We start from the raw sequence: 16,352 nt of genomic DNA on the forward strand, positions 1-16,352 counted from the left end.
GCGCCATGACCGTCACCGTCACCCCGATGAGCCCGGCCGAAGCGACCCGGGTCGCCGCGCCCCTCGACGAAGCCGGCGTCGGCGCCCTGCGTACCGAGCGCGGCAACCTGCCGCTGGACCGCCTCGACGTGCGGGCACAGCTCACCGGGCTGGTCGGCCACGTCCAGCTCACGCAGGAGTTCGTCAACGCCCACGACACCGCGCTCGAGGCGACGTACGTGTTCCCGCTGCCCGACCGGGCGGCCGTCACCGGCATGACGATGACCGCGGACGGCCGGGTCGTCGAAGCCGAACTGCGCGAGCGCGGCGCGGCGCGCGACGAGTACGACCGGGCCATCGCAGCCGGCCGGCGCGCCTCGATCGCCGAGGAGGAGCGGCCCGACGTGTTCACCATGCGGGTCGGCAACATCCTTCCGGGCGAGCGGGTCACCGTCGCGTTGCGTCTGGTCACGCCGCTTCCGTACGAGGACGGCGCCGCGACGTTCCGGTTCCCCCTGGTCGTGGCGCCGCGCTACATCCCGGGCTCGCCGCTGCCCGGTCCGAGCGTGGGTGACGGGCACACCGTCGACACCGACGCCGTGCCCGACGCGTCGCGCATCACCCCGCCGGTGCTGCTGCCGGGCTTTCCCAACCCGCTGCGGTTGTCGCTCGACGTCGACATCGACCCCGCCGGCCTGCCGCTGGGCGAGGTGCGCTCCAGCCTGCACGCCGTGGTGACCGAAGGCCGGCGGATCAGCGTCCGGCCGGGGGAGCGGGCCGACCGCGACTTCGTGCTGCGACTGGAGTACGGGTCGGCGGGCGACGCGGCGACGCTGGTCTGCGTGCCGGACGGCGCCGACGCGACCGAGGGTACGTATCACCTCACGGTGCTGCCGCCGCGCACCTCCGGGCCGGCCCGCGGCCGCGACGTGGTCCTCCTGCTGGACCGCTCCGGCAGCATGGGCGGCTGGAAGATGGTCGCCGCGCGGCGCGCCGCGGCCCGCATCGTCGACACCCTCACCCCCGGCGACCGCTTCGCGGTGCTCACCTTCGACCACGAGGTCCAGCGCCCCGCTGACCTGCCGACCGGCCTGGTCGAGGCCGGCGACCGGCACCGCTTCCGCGCCGTCGAACACCTCGCCCGGGTGGACGCGCGGGGCGGCACCGAACTGCTGGAGCCGCTGCGCGACGGCCTGGCGCTGCTGACGAACGTCGCGGCGGAGTCGCCGCGCGACGCCGTGCTCGTCCTCGTCACCGACGGCCAGGTCGGCAACGAGGACCAGATCCTGCACGAGGTGGCCGCGTCCCTCGGGCGCGTACGCGTCCACGCCGTCGGCATCGACCGGGCCGTCAACGCCGGGTTCCTGGGGCGCCTGGCCGCCCTCGGCGGTGGGCGGTGCGAACTGGTCGAGAGCGAGGACCGCCTCGACGAGGCGATGGAGCACATCCACCGCCGGATCGGCGCGCCGCTGGTCACCGATCTGACCGTCACCGCCGACGGCTTCACGCCGGTCGACGACGCCCGTACCCCGGCCCGGCTGCCCGCGCTGTACCCGGGGGTGCCGTTGACGGTCTCAGGCCGGTACCGCGGGCCGGTCGCCGGGGCACTCACCGTCTGCGGCCGTGCCCGGGACGGTCGGGACTGGCAGACCACGGTGACCGCGCAGCGGCGCGAGGAGCCGGCGGTGACCGCGCTGTGGGCCCGCGCGTGGCTGCGGGATCTGGAGGACCGGTACGTGGCCGGCTCCGGCGACGCCGACCTCGAACGCCGGGCGGTCGAGGCGTCGCTGCGCTTCGGTGTGCTGTGCCGGTTCACCGCGTACGTGGCGGTCGACACCCGCGTGGTGGTCGAGGACGGGCAGCCGCACCGGGTGGTGCAGCCGGTGGAGCCTCCGTCCGGGTGGGACCTGCCGGCCACGCCCGCCCCGGCGCCGGCGGGTGCGATGCGATTGATGGCGATGCACGCACCCGGGCCCGCCCGGGGGTTCAGGGCCGCGGCCGGCCCGATGCTGTCGGCCCCACCGCCGCCGGCCGCGCTGATGCCGCCGGCCGGTCCGCTGCCTCCGGCTGCTCCGATCCCGCCGATCGCCGGGCCGGCCGATGCGGGCCCACGCTCGGAACTGCGGGCGGTCCGCGAGATCGCCGCGGTCGAGGCTCGGCGGCTGCGCGAATCCGCCGGCCTTCCCGCGTACGAGCGGAGCGACCTGCTCGCCGACCTGGCCAGCCGGCTCGCGGCGCTCATCGGGCACCTGGCGTCGCTGTCGGTGGCGGAAGCGGAGTACGCGTCGCTGCGGCGGCTGGCCGCCACGCTGGAGACGGACGGCGACCTGGAGGCGCGGTGGGCCGAAGCCCTGCGGCTACTGGACGAGTTCGCCGCCGGCCATCAGGTCGACCCGGCCTCGCAGCCCGACCGCCGGCGCGCCTTCTGGAAGCGCTGATCTCAGCCAGCGGTGGGTCAGGGTGCCGGTCAGCCCGCCTGCAGGCGGGGCTGGGTCGCCAGCGGTCGCCGGGACCGCTTGGCCCGGTACATCGCGCTGTCCGCGCGGTGCAGGACGTCTTCGGTGCGCTCGCCGGCGCGGTACAGGGTGCCGTCCACGCTGAGCCGGGCCGGGATCGCGGTGCCGGCCACGACGACGGGCTCGGTGAAGGCCTCCCGCACCCGCTCGGCCAGCCGGAACAGGCCCGCCTCGTCCTCCACCTGGCGCGACAGGATGACGAACTCGTCGCCGCCGAGCCGGGCGACCAGATCGTCCGACCGGACGCAGCCCCGCAGGCGGTCCGCCACCGCGGCGAGCAGGTCGTCGCCGGCGGCGTGGCCGAACGAGTCGTTGACGTCCTTGAACCCGTCCAGGTCGATGAACAGCAGCGCGCCGGGCCGGTCGGCCACGGCCTCGGTCAGCTCGGCCATGAAGGCGCGCCGGTTGGGCAGGCCGGTCAGCGCGTCCAGGTGGGCCAGCTGCCAGGTCTGCTCCAGCAGTTCACACGTGCGCAGGACGTTGGCGGCCTGGTCGGCGATACCGGGCATGCGATCGATGAACTGCTGGGCGCGCGCCGCGCCCTGGGGGCCGGTGAAGCCGGCGGCGAGCACCCCGTACAGCCGCTCGGGCAGCGAGATGCCGACGACGGCCATGACGTCGACCCCGGCCTGCGTCATCACCCGCCGGATCAGGGAGTCCTCGGCGGTGTGGTCGTAGATCCTGGTGGCGGTCGGGTCGGCGCGGCGCGACTGGAAGATCAGCGGGCTCTGCTCGGCCTCCAGCACGAGCCGGTCCATCTCGCGGCGGGCTTCCGGCGGCCAGCCCACGTGGGCGGCCATGCGTAGGCTGCCGGCGTCGTCGAGCAGGAGCATCGCCGCCTTGTCGGCGTGCAGCACGGCGTGCGCCGCCTCTGCCGTCACGGCGGCGACGTCGGCCGGGGTCCGGGCATGGGTGAGGGCGCGCGCCAGCCCGAGCAGGCTCTCGGCGGTCCGCTGCCGCTCCTCGGCCGCCTCGAAGGCGGTCAGCGCGTCGAGGGTGACCGCGGTGAGGTTGGCGTACGCGTCGAGCAGCGGCTGTTCGGTCTCGAGGAACGTATCCTCGAAGGTGAACGCGACCAGGTAGCCGTAACGCCGGGTGGGGGAGACGATGTCGGCGATCAGCCGGTCCGGGCCCGGCGGTACCCGGCTGCCGTCGGCCGTGAGCTGGTCGAACTCGGCGGGGGTGAGGCCGAAGCCGTGTACCTGGGGCGGCTCGTCCGGTGACGGCTGGGCGACGAGCAGGAACGAGTGGGCGTTGACCGCGAAACCGGCCCGCTCGGCGATCGTGGCGAGGACCTTGTCGGGGGCCCGGGCCGCGACCAGCTCGGCCACCGTGTGCTGCAACTGGGTGAGCTGATCGGCCATCGCACCCTGGAAGGCGCCGGCCCCGTCGTCGCCGCCCCGCCGCCAGCGCCAGAACCGGCGCGGTTGCGCCCAGCGCACCTCGAACACACAGGCCGGCGCCCCGTCCACCTGGCACTCCGGGTGGGAGATGACGCCCATCGGGAGCCCGAACCCGCAGGGGACCTGCATCAGCAGGCCCGCCGTGTACTCGCAGTCGTGGCGGTTCGGGGTGTACTGCGGGAGCACCCGGTAGCGCAGCGTGGCGGCGCCGCGGCGCACGCGCACGGCGGTCATCTCCGCGCAGGTGGAGAACCTGGTGTTGACCTTCGGGGCCACCCGGTAGAACTGGGTGGGCCCGCCGATCAGCGACATCGCGAGGATCAGCGCGCTGCTGACGCTGTTCTGCAGGAAGGCGATCCCGATGTTGCGTGCGACGTGGGGATCGTCGAGCACGATGGCGGCGGCCTCGAAGAGGCGGATCTTGAAGTCCCACGTGTACCAGCGGCGGGTGTCCTCGTACGCTTCGGGGCTCTCGATTGCGCCGGCCAGCACGAGGGTACGGGTGACCGCCTCGGGGCCGCCCGTCGTGCGGACGTACCCGAGGATCGCGCCGACCGTGATGCCGGACGTCTCCCGTACCGAGCCCATTGCACTCCTCCAGCCAGCGGATCGGCTCCGACACGACGGTCCTGAGGAAGACCGCGCCGCCGGTTCCGGCGCTGCGGATAGCATTCGTCGGGTAGCCGCATGACCTTCAGGGAGTAAACCGTGTCAGCACCCCGTACCGCAGCCCTGTCCGCGCCCGTCGTCGTGCCGGCGGGGACGACGGCCGCCGACGCGGTGGCTGGCGCCGGGTTGCCGGCAGCCGGTCCGAACGCGATCGTCGTGGTCCGCGACCAGGAGGGGCGGCTGCGTGATCTCGACTGGTCGCCGGAGGTCGACACGGAGGTCGAGCCGGTCCCGCTGTCGGAACCCGACGGGCTCAACGTGCTGCGCCACTCCTGCGCGCACGTGCTCGCGCAGGCCGTGCAGGACGTGTTTCCCGAGGCCAAGCTCGGTATCGGCCCGCCGATCGAGAACGGCTTCTACTACGACTTCGACGTGGCCCGCCCGTTCACCCCGGACGACCTCGACAAGCTCGAGAAGCGCATGCAGGAGATCGTCAAGGCCGGTCAGGTGTTCCGCCGGCGGCGCTTCGACTCACTCGACCAGGCCAAGGCCGAGCTGGCCGACGAGCCGTACAAGCTGGAGCTGGTCGACATCAAGGGCGACGTCGACGCCAACGAGGTGATGGAGGTCGGCGGGGGCGAGCTGACCATCTACGACAACCTCGACCCGAAGACCGGCGAGCGGTGCTGGGGCGACCTGTGCCGGGGGCCGCACCTGCCCTCGACCCGGCTGATCGGGGCGTTCAAGCTCATGCGCAGCGCGGCGGCGTACTGGCGCGGGTCGGAGAAGAACCCGCAGCTGCAGCGGGTCTACGGCACCGCGTGGCCGACCCGCGACCAGCTCAAGGACTACCTCCGGATGCTGGAGGAGGCCGCCCGCCGCGACCACCGCAAGCTCGGCGTGGACCTCGACCTGTTCAGCTTCCCGGACGAGCTGGGCTCGGGGCTGCCGGTGTTCCACCCGAAGGGCGGCATCATCCGGCGGGAGATGGAGAACTACTCCCGGCAGCGGCACGAGGAGGCCGGGTACTCCTTCGTCAACACCCCGCACATCACCAAGGGCCACCTGTACGAGGTCTCCGGCCACCTGGACTGGTACGCCGACGGCATGTTCCCGCCCATGGAGGTCGAGGGCGCGAACTACTACCTCAAGCCGATGAACTGCCCGATGCACGACCTGATCTTCCGGTCGCGCGGGCGGTCCTACCGCGAGCTGCCGCTGCGCATGTTCGAGTTCGGCACCGTGTACCGGTACGAGAAGTCCGGCGTGATCCACGGCCTGACCCGCGTCCGGGGCATGACCCAGGACGACGCGCACATCTTCTGCACCCAGGAGCAGGTCGAGAGCGAGCTGGCCTCGCTGCTCCAGTTCGTCCTCGACCTGCTGAAAGACTACGGGCTGACCGACTTCTACCTGGAGCTGTCAACCAAGAACCCGGACAAGTACGTCGGCTCGGACGAGGTGTGGGAGGTCGCGACCGAGACCCTGCGCCGGGTCGCCACCGAGTCCGGGCTCGAGCTGGTGCCCGACCCGGGCGGCGCGGCGTTCTACGGGCCGAAGATCTCGGTGCAGGCCCGGGACGCCATCGGCCGCACCTGGCAGATGTCGACCATCCAGCTCGACTTCAACCTGCCCGAGCGCTTCGAGCTGGAGTACCAGGCGGCCGACGGCACCCGGCAGCGGCCGGTCATGATCCACCGGGCGCTGTTCGGCTCGATCGAGCGGTTCTTCGGCGTGCTGACCGAGCACTACGCGGGCGCGTTCCCGGCCTGGCTGTCCCCGGTGCAGGTGGTGGGGATCCCGATCCGGTCCGACCACATCGAGTACCTTCGCGACTTCACCGCGAGGCTGCGGGCCGAGGGCATCCGGGTCGAGGTGGACGACTCCGACGAGCGGATGCAGAAGAAGATCCGCAACGCCCAGCAGCAGAAGATCCCGTTCATGGCCATCGCCGGTGACGACGACGTGGCGGGCGGCACGGTGTCCTTCCGGTACCGCGACGGGTCGCAGCGCAACGGCGTGCCGCTCGACGAGGCGGTGGCGCACGTGGTCGACGTGGTGCGGTCGCGAACCAACGTGGGCCCGTCTGCGAAGTAGTCTTTTTGCGATCTTGGACACTTGGCGGGCCTATAGCACCGCCAAGTGTCCAAGATCTATGGGGGAGAAGGATGAGCGTGCCCGACGAGCTGGACCGGCTGTGGACGCCGCACCGGATGGCCTACATCAACGACAACGACCGGCGCGAGGAGAGCTACGACCAGCCGGCCGGCTGCCCGTTCTGTCTCGCGCCCACCCGCGACGACGCCGACGGGCTGGTCGTGGCGCGGGGCAAGAGCGTGTTCGCGGTGCTCAACCTGTACCCGTACAACCCCGGCCATCTGATGGTCTGCCCGTACCGGCACGTCGCGGACTACACCGACCTCGACGAGGCCGAGACGGTCGAGCTGGCCCGCTTCACGCAGACCGCCATGCGGGTGGTGCGCCGGGTCAGCGGGGCGCACGGGTTCAACCTGGGGATGAACCAGGGTGCGGTGGCCGGCGCGGGAATCGCGGCGCACCTGCACCAGCACGTCGTGCCCCGATGGGGCGGTGACACCAACTTCATGCCGGTCGTCGGGCGTACCAAGGTGCTGCCGCAGCTTCTCGGGGACACCCGGAAGCTGCTCGCTGAGCGGTGGCGTGAGGTCGAGGCGGAGCACGCGTAGCTGTCGCGCGGTTCGGGGAAACTGCCGCCATCCGATGACGGGAGGCGGCGGTTTGCCGTAAAGTACGTTGATTTTGGCCGGTCGGCCGACTCTCCGTGTCATCGGGCATTTGCGATCTTCGCTTATCGTCTGAGGCAGGATCGGGACGGGGGAGAGTCGTCGATGAAGGTGACCAGGAGATCGTTGCTGCGCGGATCGCTGCTGGTCGGCGCGGGCGCCGTCGCGGGCGCGGCGGCGACCCAGGTGCCGCGCTGGGTCGGTCCCGACCGGCTTCCGCTCGACGGCGGGTACGCCGCAGCCGCCGACCGGCTGGGTGACGTCCGTCACCCGGGTACCTCGGTCACGTACTTCGTGCAGACCAGCGAACCCGTCGTGGCGTTCACCTTCGACGACGGGCCCGGCCCGCTGTGGACGAAGCTGGTCCTCGATACGCTGGACCACTACCAGGTGCCCGCGACGTTCTTCATGGTCGGGCGCAACCTCGACCTCCACCGCGACCTCGTCCGCGGCCGGCTCGACCGCCACGAGGTCGGCAACCATTCGTGGTCGCACGCCGACCTCGCCAGGCTCGACCTGAACGGGGTACGGCGGGAGATCTCGCGCAGCCACGAAATGATCCACGCGGTCACCGGGCGGGAGGCCCATCTGATCCGCCCGCCGTACGGTCACCTCGGCGGCTCCACCCTGCTCGCCGCCGACTCGCTCGGCTACAACGTCGTGCTGTGGTCGCAGCAGATGCACGAGGCGGCGTACGTGTCGAACGAGCAGGGTCAGGTGTCCGACATCGTCCGGCACGCCACGCCCGGCTCGATCATTCTCGCGCACGACGTGGGTAACAACACCCGCCTCGTCGCGCTCCGGCACCTGGGCGAGATGATCACCGGGCTGCGGGCGCGCGGGTTCCGGTTCGTCACCGTCAGCGAGCTGATGGCGCTCGGCACGCCGGCCGTCGCCCCGGCGCACGTCTGACACCGCCCTGGTGCCGGCGACGCGGCGCGCCTCCGGCACCAGCTGCGGCGCGGGTCAGCCGTGCCTGGTGGCCGCCTCCTTCTTCACCTGTTCGGCCAGGTGGGCCGGCATCATCTCGTACCGCGCGAAGGAGCGGGTGAACGTGCCCGAGCCGGACGTCATCGCCCGCAGCTCCACCGCGTAGCGAAGCAGCTCGGTCGCGGGCACCTCGGCGCGGACGACCGCCCGGTCGCCGTCGCCGGACTCGGTGCCCAGCACCCGGCCGCGCCGCCCGGACAGGTCGCTCATCACGGCGCCGACGAACTGGTCGGGCACCCGGATCGTCACCTCGTCGACCGGCTCGAGCAGCGCCACCTGGGCCTTCTCGGCCGCGTCGCGCAGTGCGAGCGCCCCCGCGGTCTGGAACGCCGCGTCCGACGAATCGACCGAGTGCGCCTTGCCGTCGAACAGCGTGACCCGCAGGTCCACCACCGAATGGCCGGCCACGATGCCCCGCTCCATCTGGGCGCGTACGCCCTTCTCCACGCTGGGGATGTAGTTGTTGGGCACCGCGCCGCCGACGACCTTGTCGACGAACTCGAACCCGGCGCCGCGGGGCAGCGGCTCCACCTCGATGTCGCAGACCGCGTACTGCCCGTGCCCGCCGGACTGCTTGACGTGGCGACCGTGCCCGGTGCCGGCCGTAGCGAAGGTCTCGCGCAGCGCCACCCGGACCGGCTCGGTCTCCAGCTCCACCCCGCCGGCGCGCAGCCGGTCGAGCACCACGTCGGCGTGCGCCTCGCCCATGCACCACAGGACCAGCTGGTGGGTCTCCGGGTTGCGCTCGAGGCGCATCGTCGGGTCGCCGGCGACGAGGCGGCCGAGGTTCTTGGCCAGGGCGTCCTCGTCGGAACGGCTCTTGGCGACGATCGCGACCGGCAGCAGCGGCTCGGGCATCTCCCACGGCTCGATGAGCAGCGGCGTGTCCTTGGCGGAGATGGTGTCGCCGGTCTCGGCGGTGGTCGACTTGGTCACCGCGACGACGTCACCGGCGACCGCGTAGGGCACCTCCCGCAGGGTGGCTCCCAGCGGCGAGTACAGATGCGTGAACCGCTCGTCGGCGTCGTGGTCGGGGTGGCCCCGCTCGGCCATGCCGTGACCGGCGATGTGTACCGGCTGGTCGGGGCGCAGCGTGCCGGAGAACACCCGGATGAGCGACACGCGGCCCACGTACGGGTCGATCGTCGTCTTGACCACCTCGGCGACCAGCGGGCCGGCCGGATCGCAGGTGAGCGGCGCGTGCGGCGAGCCGTCGACCCCGGTCACCGCCGGCGCCGGATGCTCCAGCGGCGACGGGAAGCCTCTGGTCAGCACCTCCAGCAGGGCGTCGAGCCCGACCTTCGTCTCGGCGCAGACGGGCACAGCCGGGTAGAAGTGGCCGCGGGCCACCGCCTTCTCCAGATCCTCGATGATCACCGAGGTCTCGATCTGCTCGCCGCCGAGGTAGCGGTCCATGAGAGTCTCGTCCTCGCTCTCGGCGATGATGCCTTCGAGCAGGACGCTGCGGTACTCCTCGATCGCCGGCAGGTGTTCGGGGTCCGGTTCGCGCACGGCCGGCGGGTAGCCCGCCGAGTAGTCGAGGACGCGCTGTGTGATCAGGCCGATCAGCCCCACCACGCTCTGCCCGTCGTCGCCGAACATCGGCAGATACAGCGGTAGCACGTTGTCGCCGAAGACCCGCTGGCAGATGGCCACGGTCTCGTCGAAGTCGGCCCGCTGGTGGTCCAGCCGGGTCACCGCGACGGCGCGCGGCATCCCGACGGCGGCGCACTCCTCCCACAGCGCGCCCGTGGCCGCGTCCATGCCGTCGGCGGCCGACACCACGAACAGGGCGGCGTCGGCGGCCCGCAGGCCGGCCCTCAGCTCGCCGACGAAGTCCGCGTATCCGGGCGTGTCGAGCAGATTGATCTTGACGTCGTCGTACATCAGCGGGGCGCAGGCGAGCGCGACCGACCGCTGCTGCTTGACCGCGGCGGGATCCTGGTCGCAGACCGTGGTGCCGTCGGTGACCGCACCCGCGCGGCTGATCGTGCCGGTCGCCGCCAACAGGGCCTCGACCAGAGTGGTTTTGCCCGCGCTGGAGTGCCCGACGAGCACCACGTTGCGGACCCTCCCGGGATCTTCCACCACCGGCGCCGGGCCGGTGACCCCTTTCTCCTGACTCTTCTGTGCCATCGCACGCCTCCCGTCAGGCCGGCCAAATGCCGTTCTATTTGATCATGTCTGGGTCGAGAGTCTCCTCATTGATCCCACACCCGATGCACCGACCGCACAACCCCGCGGCGCGCCGCGCCCGGTGGGGGAGTATGCCGAGCTAGCGGGGCGCCGATAGGGTGGGAGCGCCATGGCGAAGATCTTCAGTGTCGTAACCAAGTCGGGGCTATTGCGCGTCGTCGATCCGATAGCCCGATCTCTGCTGCGGGCCGGCGTCTCACCGAACGCGGTGACCGTCGCCGGCACCGTCGGCGTGGTCGTCGCCGCGGTCGGGCTCGCGACCCGCGGGCACCTCGTCATCGCCGCGTTCGTGATCGCCGCGTGTGCCCTGACCGACATGCTCGACGGGGCGATGGCCCGCGCCCGCGGCACGACCAGCCGGTTCGGCGCCCTCCTGGACTCGACGATGGACCGGATCGCCGACGGCGCGATCTTCGCCTCCCTCGCGTACTGGCTCGCCACCCAGGGCCTGCACGCCACCCTCGCCGCCGCGCTGATCTGCCTGGTCGCCGGGCAGGTCGTGTCCTACGTCAAAGCCCGGGCGGAGGGCCTCGGCCTCGAGGCCAACGTCGGTATCGCCGAGCGCACCGAGCGCCTGCTCATCATCGGCCTCGGCGGGCTCGCGTGGGGCCTGCACATCCCGTACGCGCTCGATGTCGCCCTCTGGCTGCTCGCCGTGCTGTCGGTCATCACGGTCTGGCAGCGCATGGCGCACGTGTACCGGCAGGTCAAGGCGTCGTGAACCTCGCGGAGCTGGGGTACGCCACCGGATGGCGGGTGGTCCGCACCCTGCCGCGCGGGCTGACCTGGCCCGCGTTCGCCGCCGGGGCCGACCTCGCGGCGCGCCGGCGGGGGCGGGGCGTCCAGCGGCTCGCGACCAACCTGCGCCAGGTCGTCGGGCCCGACGTGCCCGACGCCGAGTTCGACGCGCTCGTCCGGGCGGGCCTGCGCTCGTACTCCCGGTACTGGCTGGAGGCGTTCCGGCTGCCGGCGCTCACCCGCGACGACATCCTGTGTTCGTTCCGGCTGGAGAACGAGGAGATCCTCGCCGAGGCGGTCGCGGCCGGCCGGGGCGTGGTCGTGGCGCTGCCGCACGCCGGCAACTGGGACCTCGCCGGAGCCTGGGTGGCGGCGAAGGGCTGGCCGATCACGACCGTCGCGGAGCGGCTCAAGCCGGAGGGGCTGTACGAGCGCTTCCTGGCGTTCCGGCGGGGGCTCGGCATGGAGATCCTCCCGCTGACCGGCGGCGAGCGGCCGGCCATCGACGTGCTCGAGGACCGGGTACGCGCCGGCTGGGTGGTGCCGCTGCTCGCCGACCGGGACCTGTCCGCGCGCGGTGTCGAGGTGGAGTTCTTCGGCGGCCGTACCCGGATGCCGGCCGGCCCCGCGCTGCTCGCGCTGCGCACCGGCGCGCCGCTGTACACCGCCTCGATGTGGTTCGAACCCGGCCGCGCCCACGCCCGCCTGCTCGGGCCGGTGCCGCCGCCCGAGGCCGGACCCCTCGACGTACGGGTGCGTCAACTCACCCAGGGGGTGGCCGACCGGCTCGCCGAGGGCATCGCCGAGCATCCTCAGGACTGGCACATGCTTCAACGGGTGTGGCTCACGCCGCCACCCGAGGGGTCGGGTCGGGGATCCACCTCCGCTAGTCTGGCGCCTTCGCCCGACGGCGTGGCCGGGCCGGACCGGGCCTGACGGAAGGGGCACGGAGTGCGTATCGGCATCGTCTGCCCGTACTCCTTCGACGTCCCCGGCGGCGTGCAGAACCACGTGCGCGACCTCGCCGAGACGCTGATCGGGCTCGGCCACGAGGTGAGCGTGCTCGGGCCCGCCGACGACGACGCCGTCCTCCCGCCGTACGTGGTGTCGGCCGGGCGCGCCGTGCCGGTGCCCTACAACGGTTCGGTGGCGCGGCTGGCCTTCGGACCGCTGTCGGCCGCCCGGGTGCGCCGGTGGCTGGCCGCCGGCCGCTTCGACGTGCTCCACGTGCACGAGCCGTTCACCCCGAGCCTGTCGATGCTCGCCGTGCTCGCGGCGCGGGGTCCGGTGGTGGCCACGTTCCACACGGCGATGACCCGCTCGCGCGCGATGGTGGCCGCCTCCGGCGTGCTCCAACTCGTCTCGGAGAAGATCACCGGCCGGATCGCGGTCAGCGAACTGGCGCGCAAGGTACAGGTGGAGCACCTGGGCAACAGCGCGTGGGAGATCCCCAACGGCGTCGACGTCGCCCGGTTCGCCGTCGCGCGGCCCCTGGACGGCTGGCCCGGTCCCGGGGGCGCGCTCGGCTTCCTCGGCCGCTACAGCGAGCCGCGCAAGGGCTTCGCGCTGCTGCGCGACGCGTTCGCCCTGTTGGCGCCCGCGCGCCCCGGGCTGCGGCTGCTGGTAGCCGGGCGCGGCGAGTCCGACGAGGCAATCCGGGACCTGCCGGCCGACGTCCGGGAGCGGATCGTCTTTCTCGGCATGATCTCCGACGACGAGAAGGCGCGGATGCTGCGCAGCGTCGACCTGTACGTGGCGCCCAACACCGGTGGCGAGTCGTTCGGCATGATCCTCACCGAGGCGATGGCCGCCGGCACCGCGGTGGTCGCCAGCGACCTGGACGCCTTCCGGCGGGTGCTGGACAACGGTCGGGCCGGCGCGCTGTTCCCCAACGGCGACGTGAAGGCGCTCGCGGCGGTGATCGACCGCCTGCTCGACGACCCGGCCGGCCGCCGGGCGCTGGTCGACCGGGCCGCCGACGTGGTCGCCGGGTACGACTGGCCGGTCGTGGCCGCCCGGGTGCTCGAGGTCTACACGACGGCCATCGAAGCCACCGGGGGCGTCGTCATCGACGAAGCTGCCGACAACATTCTGTGAACGCGGGGCATTACGATGCCGGGCATGTGGTGGGTCGTCGTTGTCGTGGCGGTGGTGATGCTCGTCGCCACCTACCTGACGTGGACGGCGGCCCGCGTCGACCGGCTGCACGGACGGGCGGCCACCGCGTACGCGGCGCTCGACGCACAGTTGGTGCGCCGGGCGGCAGCCGCCACCGCGTTGGCGGAGGCGGCGCAGCGGCCCGAGCTGATGTACGCCGCCCGGACGGCGATCGAAGCCCGTCCCGACGAGCGCGACATCGCCGAGAACGACCTCACCCGCCAGTTGCGGTCGGTCGTGATCGATCCGGACACGCCCGTCTTCGCCGAGGTCGTCGCGGTCAGTCGCCGGGTCGCCCTGGCCCGGCAGGTCCACAATGACCTGGTCCGCGACGCGCTCGGGGCACGCCGTCGTCCGCTGGTCCGGGCGCTGCGGCTGGCCCGCAAGCATCCTCGACCGGCGTACTTCGACGTGGACGACCCGGCGCTGGATCCCACCCCGCCGGCGGCGGTGACCCCGTCCACGGTCCAGGCGAGAAGCGGGCCGGCCGGGGACGGCTGAGCGCCCAGCCGCCGGCCGGGACCGGCCGGGCAGGCCGCGACCTGCGAATTGGCCATCGGGGCCCGATCAGGCCCGGCGTACGATTAGCGCAGATCTTTCCCATCTCCCGCTAGGAGCCCATACCGTCGTGTCCGAACAGACCTCCTCGTCCACCAGCAACAGCGCGCCCGTGACCGGGACCGCCCGGGTCAAGCGCGGCATGGCCGAGATGCTCAAGGGCGGCGTGATCATGGACGTGGTCACCCCCGAGCAGGCGAAGATCGCCGAGGATGCCGGCGCTGTGGCCGTCATGGCTCTCGAGCGTGTGCCGGCCGACATCCGGGCCCAGGGCGGTGTGTCGCGGATGAGTGACCCCGACATGATCGAGGGCATCATCAACGCCGTGTCGATCCCCGTGATGGCGAAGGCCCGGATCGGCCACTTCGTCGAGGCCCAGGTGCTGCAGGCGCTCGGCGTCGACTACATCGACGAGTCCGAGGTGCTGACCCCGGCCGACTACGAGAACCACATCGACAAGTGGGCGTTCACCGTCCCGTTCGTGTGCGGGGCGACCAACCTCGGTGAGGCGCTGCGCCGCATCAACGAGGGCGCCGCGATGATCCGTTCCAAGGGCGAGGCGGGCACCGGCGACGTGTCCAACGCGACGACCCACATGCGCAAGATCCGCCAGGAGATCCGCCGGCTCACCTCGCTGCCCGAGGACGAGCTGTACGTGGCGGCCAAGGAGCTGCAGGCGCCGTACGAGCTGGTCAAGGAGATCGCTGGGACCGGCAAGCTGCCGGTGGTGCTCTTCACCGCCGGCGGTATCGCCACCCCGGCCGACGCCGCGATGATGATGCAGCTCGGCGCCGAGGGCGTCTTCGTCGGCTCGGGCATCTTCAAGTCGGGCAACCCGGCGCAGCGCGCCGCGGCGATCGTCAAGGCGACCACGTTCTACGACGACCCGGACGTCATCGCGAAGGTGTCGCGCGGGCTGGGCGAGGCGATGGTCGGCATCAACGTCGACGACATCCCGGTGCCGCACCGCCTGGCCGAGCGCGGCTGGTAAACGTCTTTTCGGCGATCTTGGACACTTGTGCGACCTATAGCTCGCACAAGTGTCCAAGATCGCGTGGTTTAGGGGAGAGTAATGATCATCGGTGTACTCGCCCTCCAGGGCGACGTCCGTGAGCACCTGGCGGCGCTGGCGGAGTGCGACGTCCTCGCCCGGCCGGTGCGCCGCCCCGAGGAGCTGGACTCCGTCGACGCGCTCGTGATCCCGGGCGGGGAGTCGACCACGATGAGCAAGCTCGCGGTCGATTTCGGCATCCTCGAACCGCTGCGCAAGCGGGTGGCCGGCGGGATGCCGGTCTACGGCTCCTGCGCCGGCATGATCATGCTCGCGACGGACGTGCTGGACGGGCGGCCCGACCAGCAGACGCTCGCCGGCATCGACATGCAGGTCCGGCGCAACGCCTTCGGCCGGCAGGTCGACTCGTTCGAGGGGCCGGTGGAGATCGAGGGCATCGACGGCGGCCCGTTCCACGCGGTCTTCATTCGGGCGCCGTGGGTCGAATCGGTCGGCGACGACGTCGAAGTGCTGGGGCGCGTCACAGAAGGGCCTGCCACCGGTAGGATTGTCGCGGTTCGGCAGCGGAACCTGCTCGCGACCGCCTTCCACCCCGAGCTCACCGGGGACCTGCGGGTCCACCGGTTCTTCGTGGAGATGGCGCGGGCGGCAGAGACGACGGAGGGGTAATGTCCGGCCACTCAAAGTGGGCGACGACCAAGCACAAGAAAGCGGTCATCGACGCCAAGCGCGGCAAGCTTTTCGCCCGGCTCATCAAGAACGTCGAGGTGGCGGCGCGTACGGGCGGCGGCGACCCGGCCGGTAACCCCACCCTCTTCGACGCCATCCAGAAGGCGAAGAAGAACTCGGTACCCAACGACAACATCAACAACGCGGTCAAGCGGGGTGCCGGCCTGGTCGCCGGCGGCGCCGACTGGCAGACCGCGATGTACGAGGGGTACGGCCCGAACGGCGTCGCCATCCTCATCGAGTGCCTGACCGACAACAAGAACCGGGCGTCGACCGAGGTGCGCACCGCGCTCACCCGCAACGGCGGCAACCTCGCCGACGCCGGCAGCGTGTCGTACATGTTCTCGCGCAAGGGCGTCGTCATCGTCCCCAAGACCGACGGGCTGACCGAGGACGACCTGCTGCTGGCGGTGCTGGACGCGGGCGCCGAGGAGGTCAACGACCTGGGGGAGTCCTTCGAGATCGTCTCCGAGCCGAGTGCCCTGCTCGACGTCCGTAACGCCCTGCAGTCCGCCGGCATCGAGTACGAGTCGGCTGAGTCGTCCTTCGTGCCGAGCGTGACCGTGCCGCTCGACGAGGAGGGCGCGCGCAAGGTCTTCAAGCTCATCGACGCCATCGAAGACTGCGACGACGTGCAGAACGTGTACGCCAACTTCGACGTCTCCGACGACGTGATGGCGGCCGTCGGCTGACGGCCGCGCAG

General features: G+C 71.9%; 13 protein-coding genes. 11 read left to right on the forward strand and 2 right to left on the reverse strand.

Translation table 11 applies throughout. From position 1 onward, the window contains the following. Positions 1–5: 5 nt before the first annotated feature. Positions 6–2,417, forward strand: a complete 2,412-nt coding sequence (locus HC031_RS23730) for a VIT domain-containing protein (RefSeq protein WP_167927617.1) — start codon at positions 6–8, stop codon at positions 2,415–2,417. Positions 2,418–2,446: 29 nt separating this feature from the next. Here the strand turns inward: HC031_RS23730 and HC031_RS34050 are convergent, their stop codons facing one another. After that, a complete protein-coding gene (locus HC031_RS34050) occupies positions 2,447–4,486 on the reverse strand; it encodes a diguanylate cyclase domain-containing protein (protein WP_167927618.1) in 2,040 nt (679 codons plus the stop codon). Between the two features lie 120 nt (positions 4,487–4,606). On the opposite strand from HC031_RS34050, the gene thrS reads away from it, so the two are divergent. The 3 genes from thrS to HC031_RS23750 all read left to right on the forward strand — a co-directional run bounded on the left by thrS (position 4,607) and on the right by HC031_RS23750 (position 8,181). Continuing rightward, positions 4,607–6,604 carry a threonine--tRNA ligase gene (gene thrS, locus HC031_RS23740; RefSeq protein ID WP_167927619.1) on the forward strand — a complete coding sequence of 666 codons (1,998 nt, stop codon included), beginning with the start codon at positions 4,607–4,609 and terminating at the stop codon, positions 6,602–6,604. A 71-nt stretch (positions 6,605–6,675) separates the two neighbouring features. Then, complete coding sequence (locus HC031_RS23745; RefSeq protein ID WP_167927620.1) at positions 6,676–7,212, forward strand: HIT family protein; 537 nt, start codon at positions 6,676–6,678, stop codon at positions 7,210–7,212. Between the two features lie 162 nt (positions 7,213–7,374). Next, positions 7,375–8,181, forward strand: coding sequence for a polysaccharide deacetylase family protein (locus tag HC031_RS23750; RefSeq protein WP_167927621.1), 807 nt, complete (start codon positions 7,375–7,377; stop codon positions 8,179–8,181). A gap of 54 nt (positions 8,182–8,235) precedes the next feature. Here HC031_RS23750 and HC031_RS23755 read toward each other — a convergent pair whose 3' ends face one another. Then, positions 8,236–10,395 carry an elongation factor G-like protein EF-G2 gene (locus tag HC031_RS23755; RefSeq protein ID WP_167927622.1) on the reverse strand — a complete coding sequence of 720 codons (2,160 nt, stop codon included), beginning with the start codon at positions 10,393–10,395 and terminating at the stop codon, positions 8,236–8,238. Positions 10,396–10,564: 169 nt separating this feature from the next. Between HC031_RS23755 and pgsA the strand changes: the two genes are divergently transcribed. The 7 genes from pgsA (at position 10,565) to HC031_RS23790 (ending at position 16,341) form a co-directional block, all read left to right on the forward strand. Beyond that, on the forward strand, positions 10,565–11,176 hold the full coding sequence (gene pgsA, locus HC031_RS23760) for a phosphatidylinositol phosphate synthase (protein WP_167927623.1): 612 nt from the start codon (positions 10,565–10,567) through the stop codon (positions 11,174–11,176). Next, positions 11,173–12,129 (forward strand): phosphatidylinositol mannoside acyltransferase, encoded by a 957-nt coding sequence (locus HC031_RS23765; protein WP_167927624.1) that lies wholly within the window; start codon positions 11,173–11,175, stop codon positions 12,127–12,129. Before pgsA ends, HC031_RS23765 begins: the two co-directional genes overlap by 4 nt. A gap of 15 nt (positions 12,130–12,144) precedes the next feature. Beyond that, complete coding sequence (locus HC031_RS23770) at positions 12,145–13,290, forward strand: glycosyltransferase (RefSeq protein ID WP_167927625.1); 1,146 nt, start codon at positions 12,145–12,147, stop codon at positions 13,288–13,290. A 24-nt stretch (positions 13,291–13,314) separates the two neighbouring features. After that, positions 13,315–13,851, forward strand: coding sequence for a hypothetical protein (locus HC031_RS23775; protein ID WP_240942883.1), 537 nt, complete (start codon positions 13,315–13,317; stop codon positions 13,849–13,851). Between the two features lie 127 nt (positions 13,852–13,978). Continuing rightward, positions 13,979–14,899, forward strand: a complete 921-nt coding sequence (gene pdxS, locus HC031_RS23780) for a pyridoxal 5'-phosphate synthase lyase subunit PdxS (RefSeq protein WP_167927627.1) — start codon at positions 13,979–13,981, stop codon at positions 14,897–14,899. An 81-nt stretch (positions 14,900–14,980) separates the two neighbouring features. After that, positions 14,981–15,589, forward strand: a complete 609-nt coding sequence (gene pdxT / locus HC031_RS23785; protein WP_167927628.1) for a pyridoxal 5'-phosphate synthase glutaminase subunit PdxT — start codon at positions 14,981–14,983, stop codon at positions 15,587–15,589. Beyond that, positions 15,589–16,341, forward strand: a complete 753-nt coding sequence (locus HC031_RS23790; protein WP_167927629.1) for a YebC/PmpR family DNA-binding transcriptional regulator — start codon at positions 15,589–15,591, stop codon at positions 16,339–16,341. The genes pdxT and HC031_RS23790 overlap by 1 nt, the downstream gene beginning before the upstream one ends. Positions 16,342–16,352 lie beyond the last annotated feature (11 nt).

Source organism: Planosporangium thailandense (genome assembly GCF_011947195.1).
In the GTDB taxonomy this organism is placed as follows: domain Bacteria; phylum Actinomycetota; class Actinomycetes; order Mycobacteriales; family Micromonosporaceae; genus Planosporangium; species Planosporangium thailandense.

Excerpts from the sequence above, each read along its gene's own strand:
- HC031_RS23730 (WP_167927617.1), top strand. The coding sequence starts at position 6 with ATGACCGTCACCGTCACCCCGATGAGCCCGGCCGAAGCGACCCGGGTC.
- HC031_RS34050 (WP_167927618.1), bottom strand. The coding sequence starts at position 4,486 with ATGGGCTCGGTACGGGAGACGTCCGGCATCACGGTCGGCGCGATCCTC.
- HC031_RS23745 (WP_167927620.1), top strand. The coding sequence starts at position 6,676 with ATGAGCGTGCCCGACGAGCTGGACCGGCTGTGGACGCCGCACCGGATG.
- HC031_RS23750 (WP_167927621.1), top strand. The coding sequence starts at position 7,375 with ATGAAGGTGACCAGGAGATCGTTGCTGCGCGGATCGCTGCTGGTCGGC.
- HC031_RS23755 (WP_167927622.1), bottom strand. The coding sequence starts at position 10,395 with ATGGCACAGAAGAGTCAGGAGAAAGGGGTCACCGGCCCGGCGCCGGTG.
- pgsA (WP_167927623.1), top strand. The coding sequence starts at position 10,565 with ATGGCGAAGATCTTCAGTGTCGTAACCAAGTCGGGGCTATTGCGCGTC.
- HC031_RS23775 (WP_240942883.1), top strand. The coding sequence starts at position 13,315 with ATGTGGTGGGTCGTCGTTGTCGTGGCGGTGGTGATGCTCGTCGCCACC.
- pdxT (WP_167927628.1), top strand. The coding sequence starts at position 14,981 with ATGATCATCGGTGTACTCGCCCTCCAGGGCGACGTCCGTGAGCACCTG.
- HC031_RS23790 (WP_167927629.1), top strand. The coding sequence starts at position 15,589 with ATGTCCGGCCACTCAAAGTGGGCGACGACCAAGCACAAGAAAGCGGTC.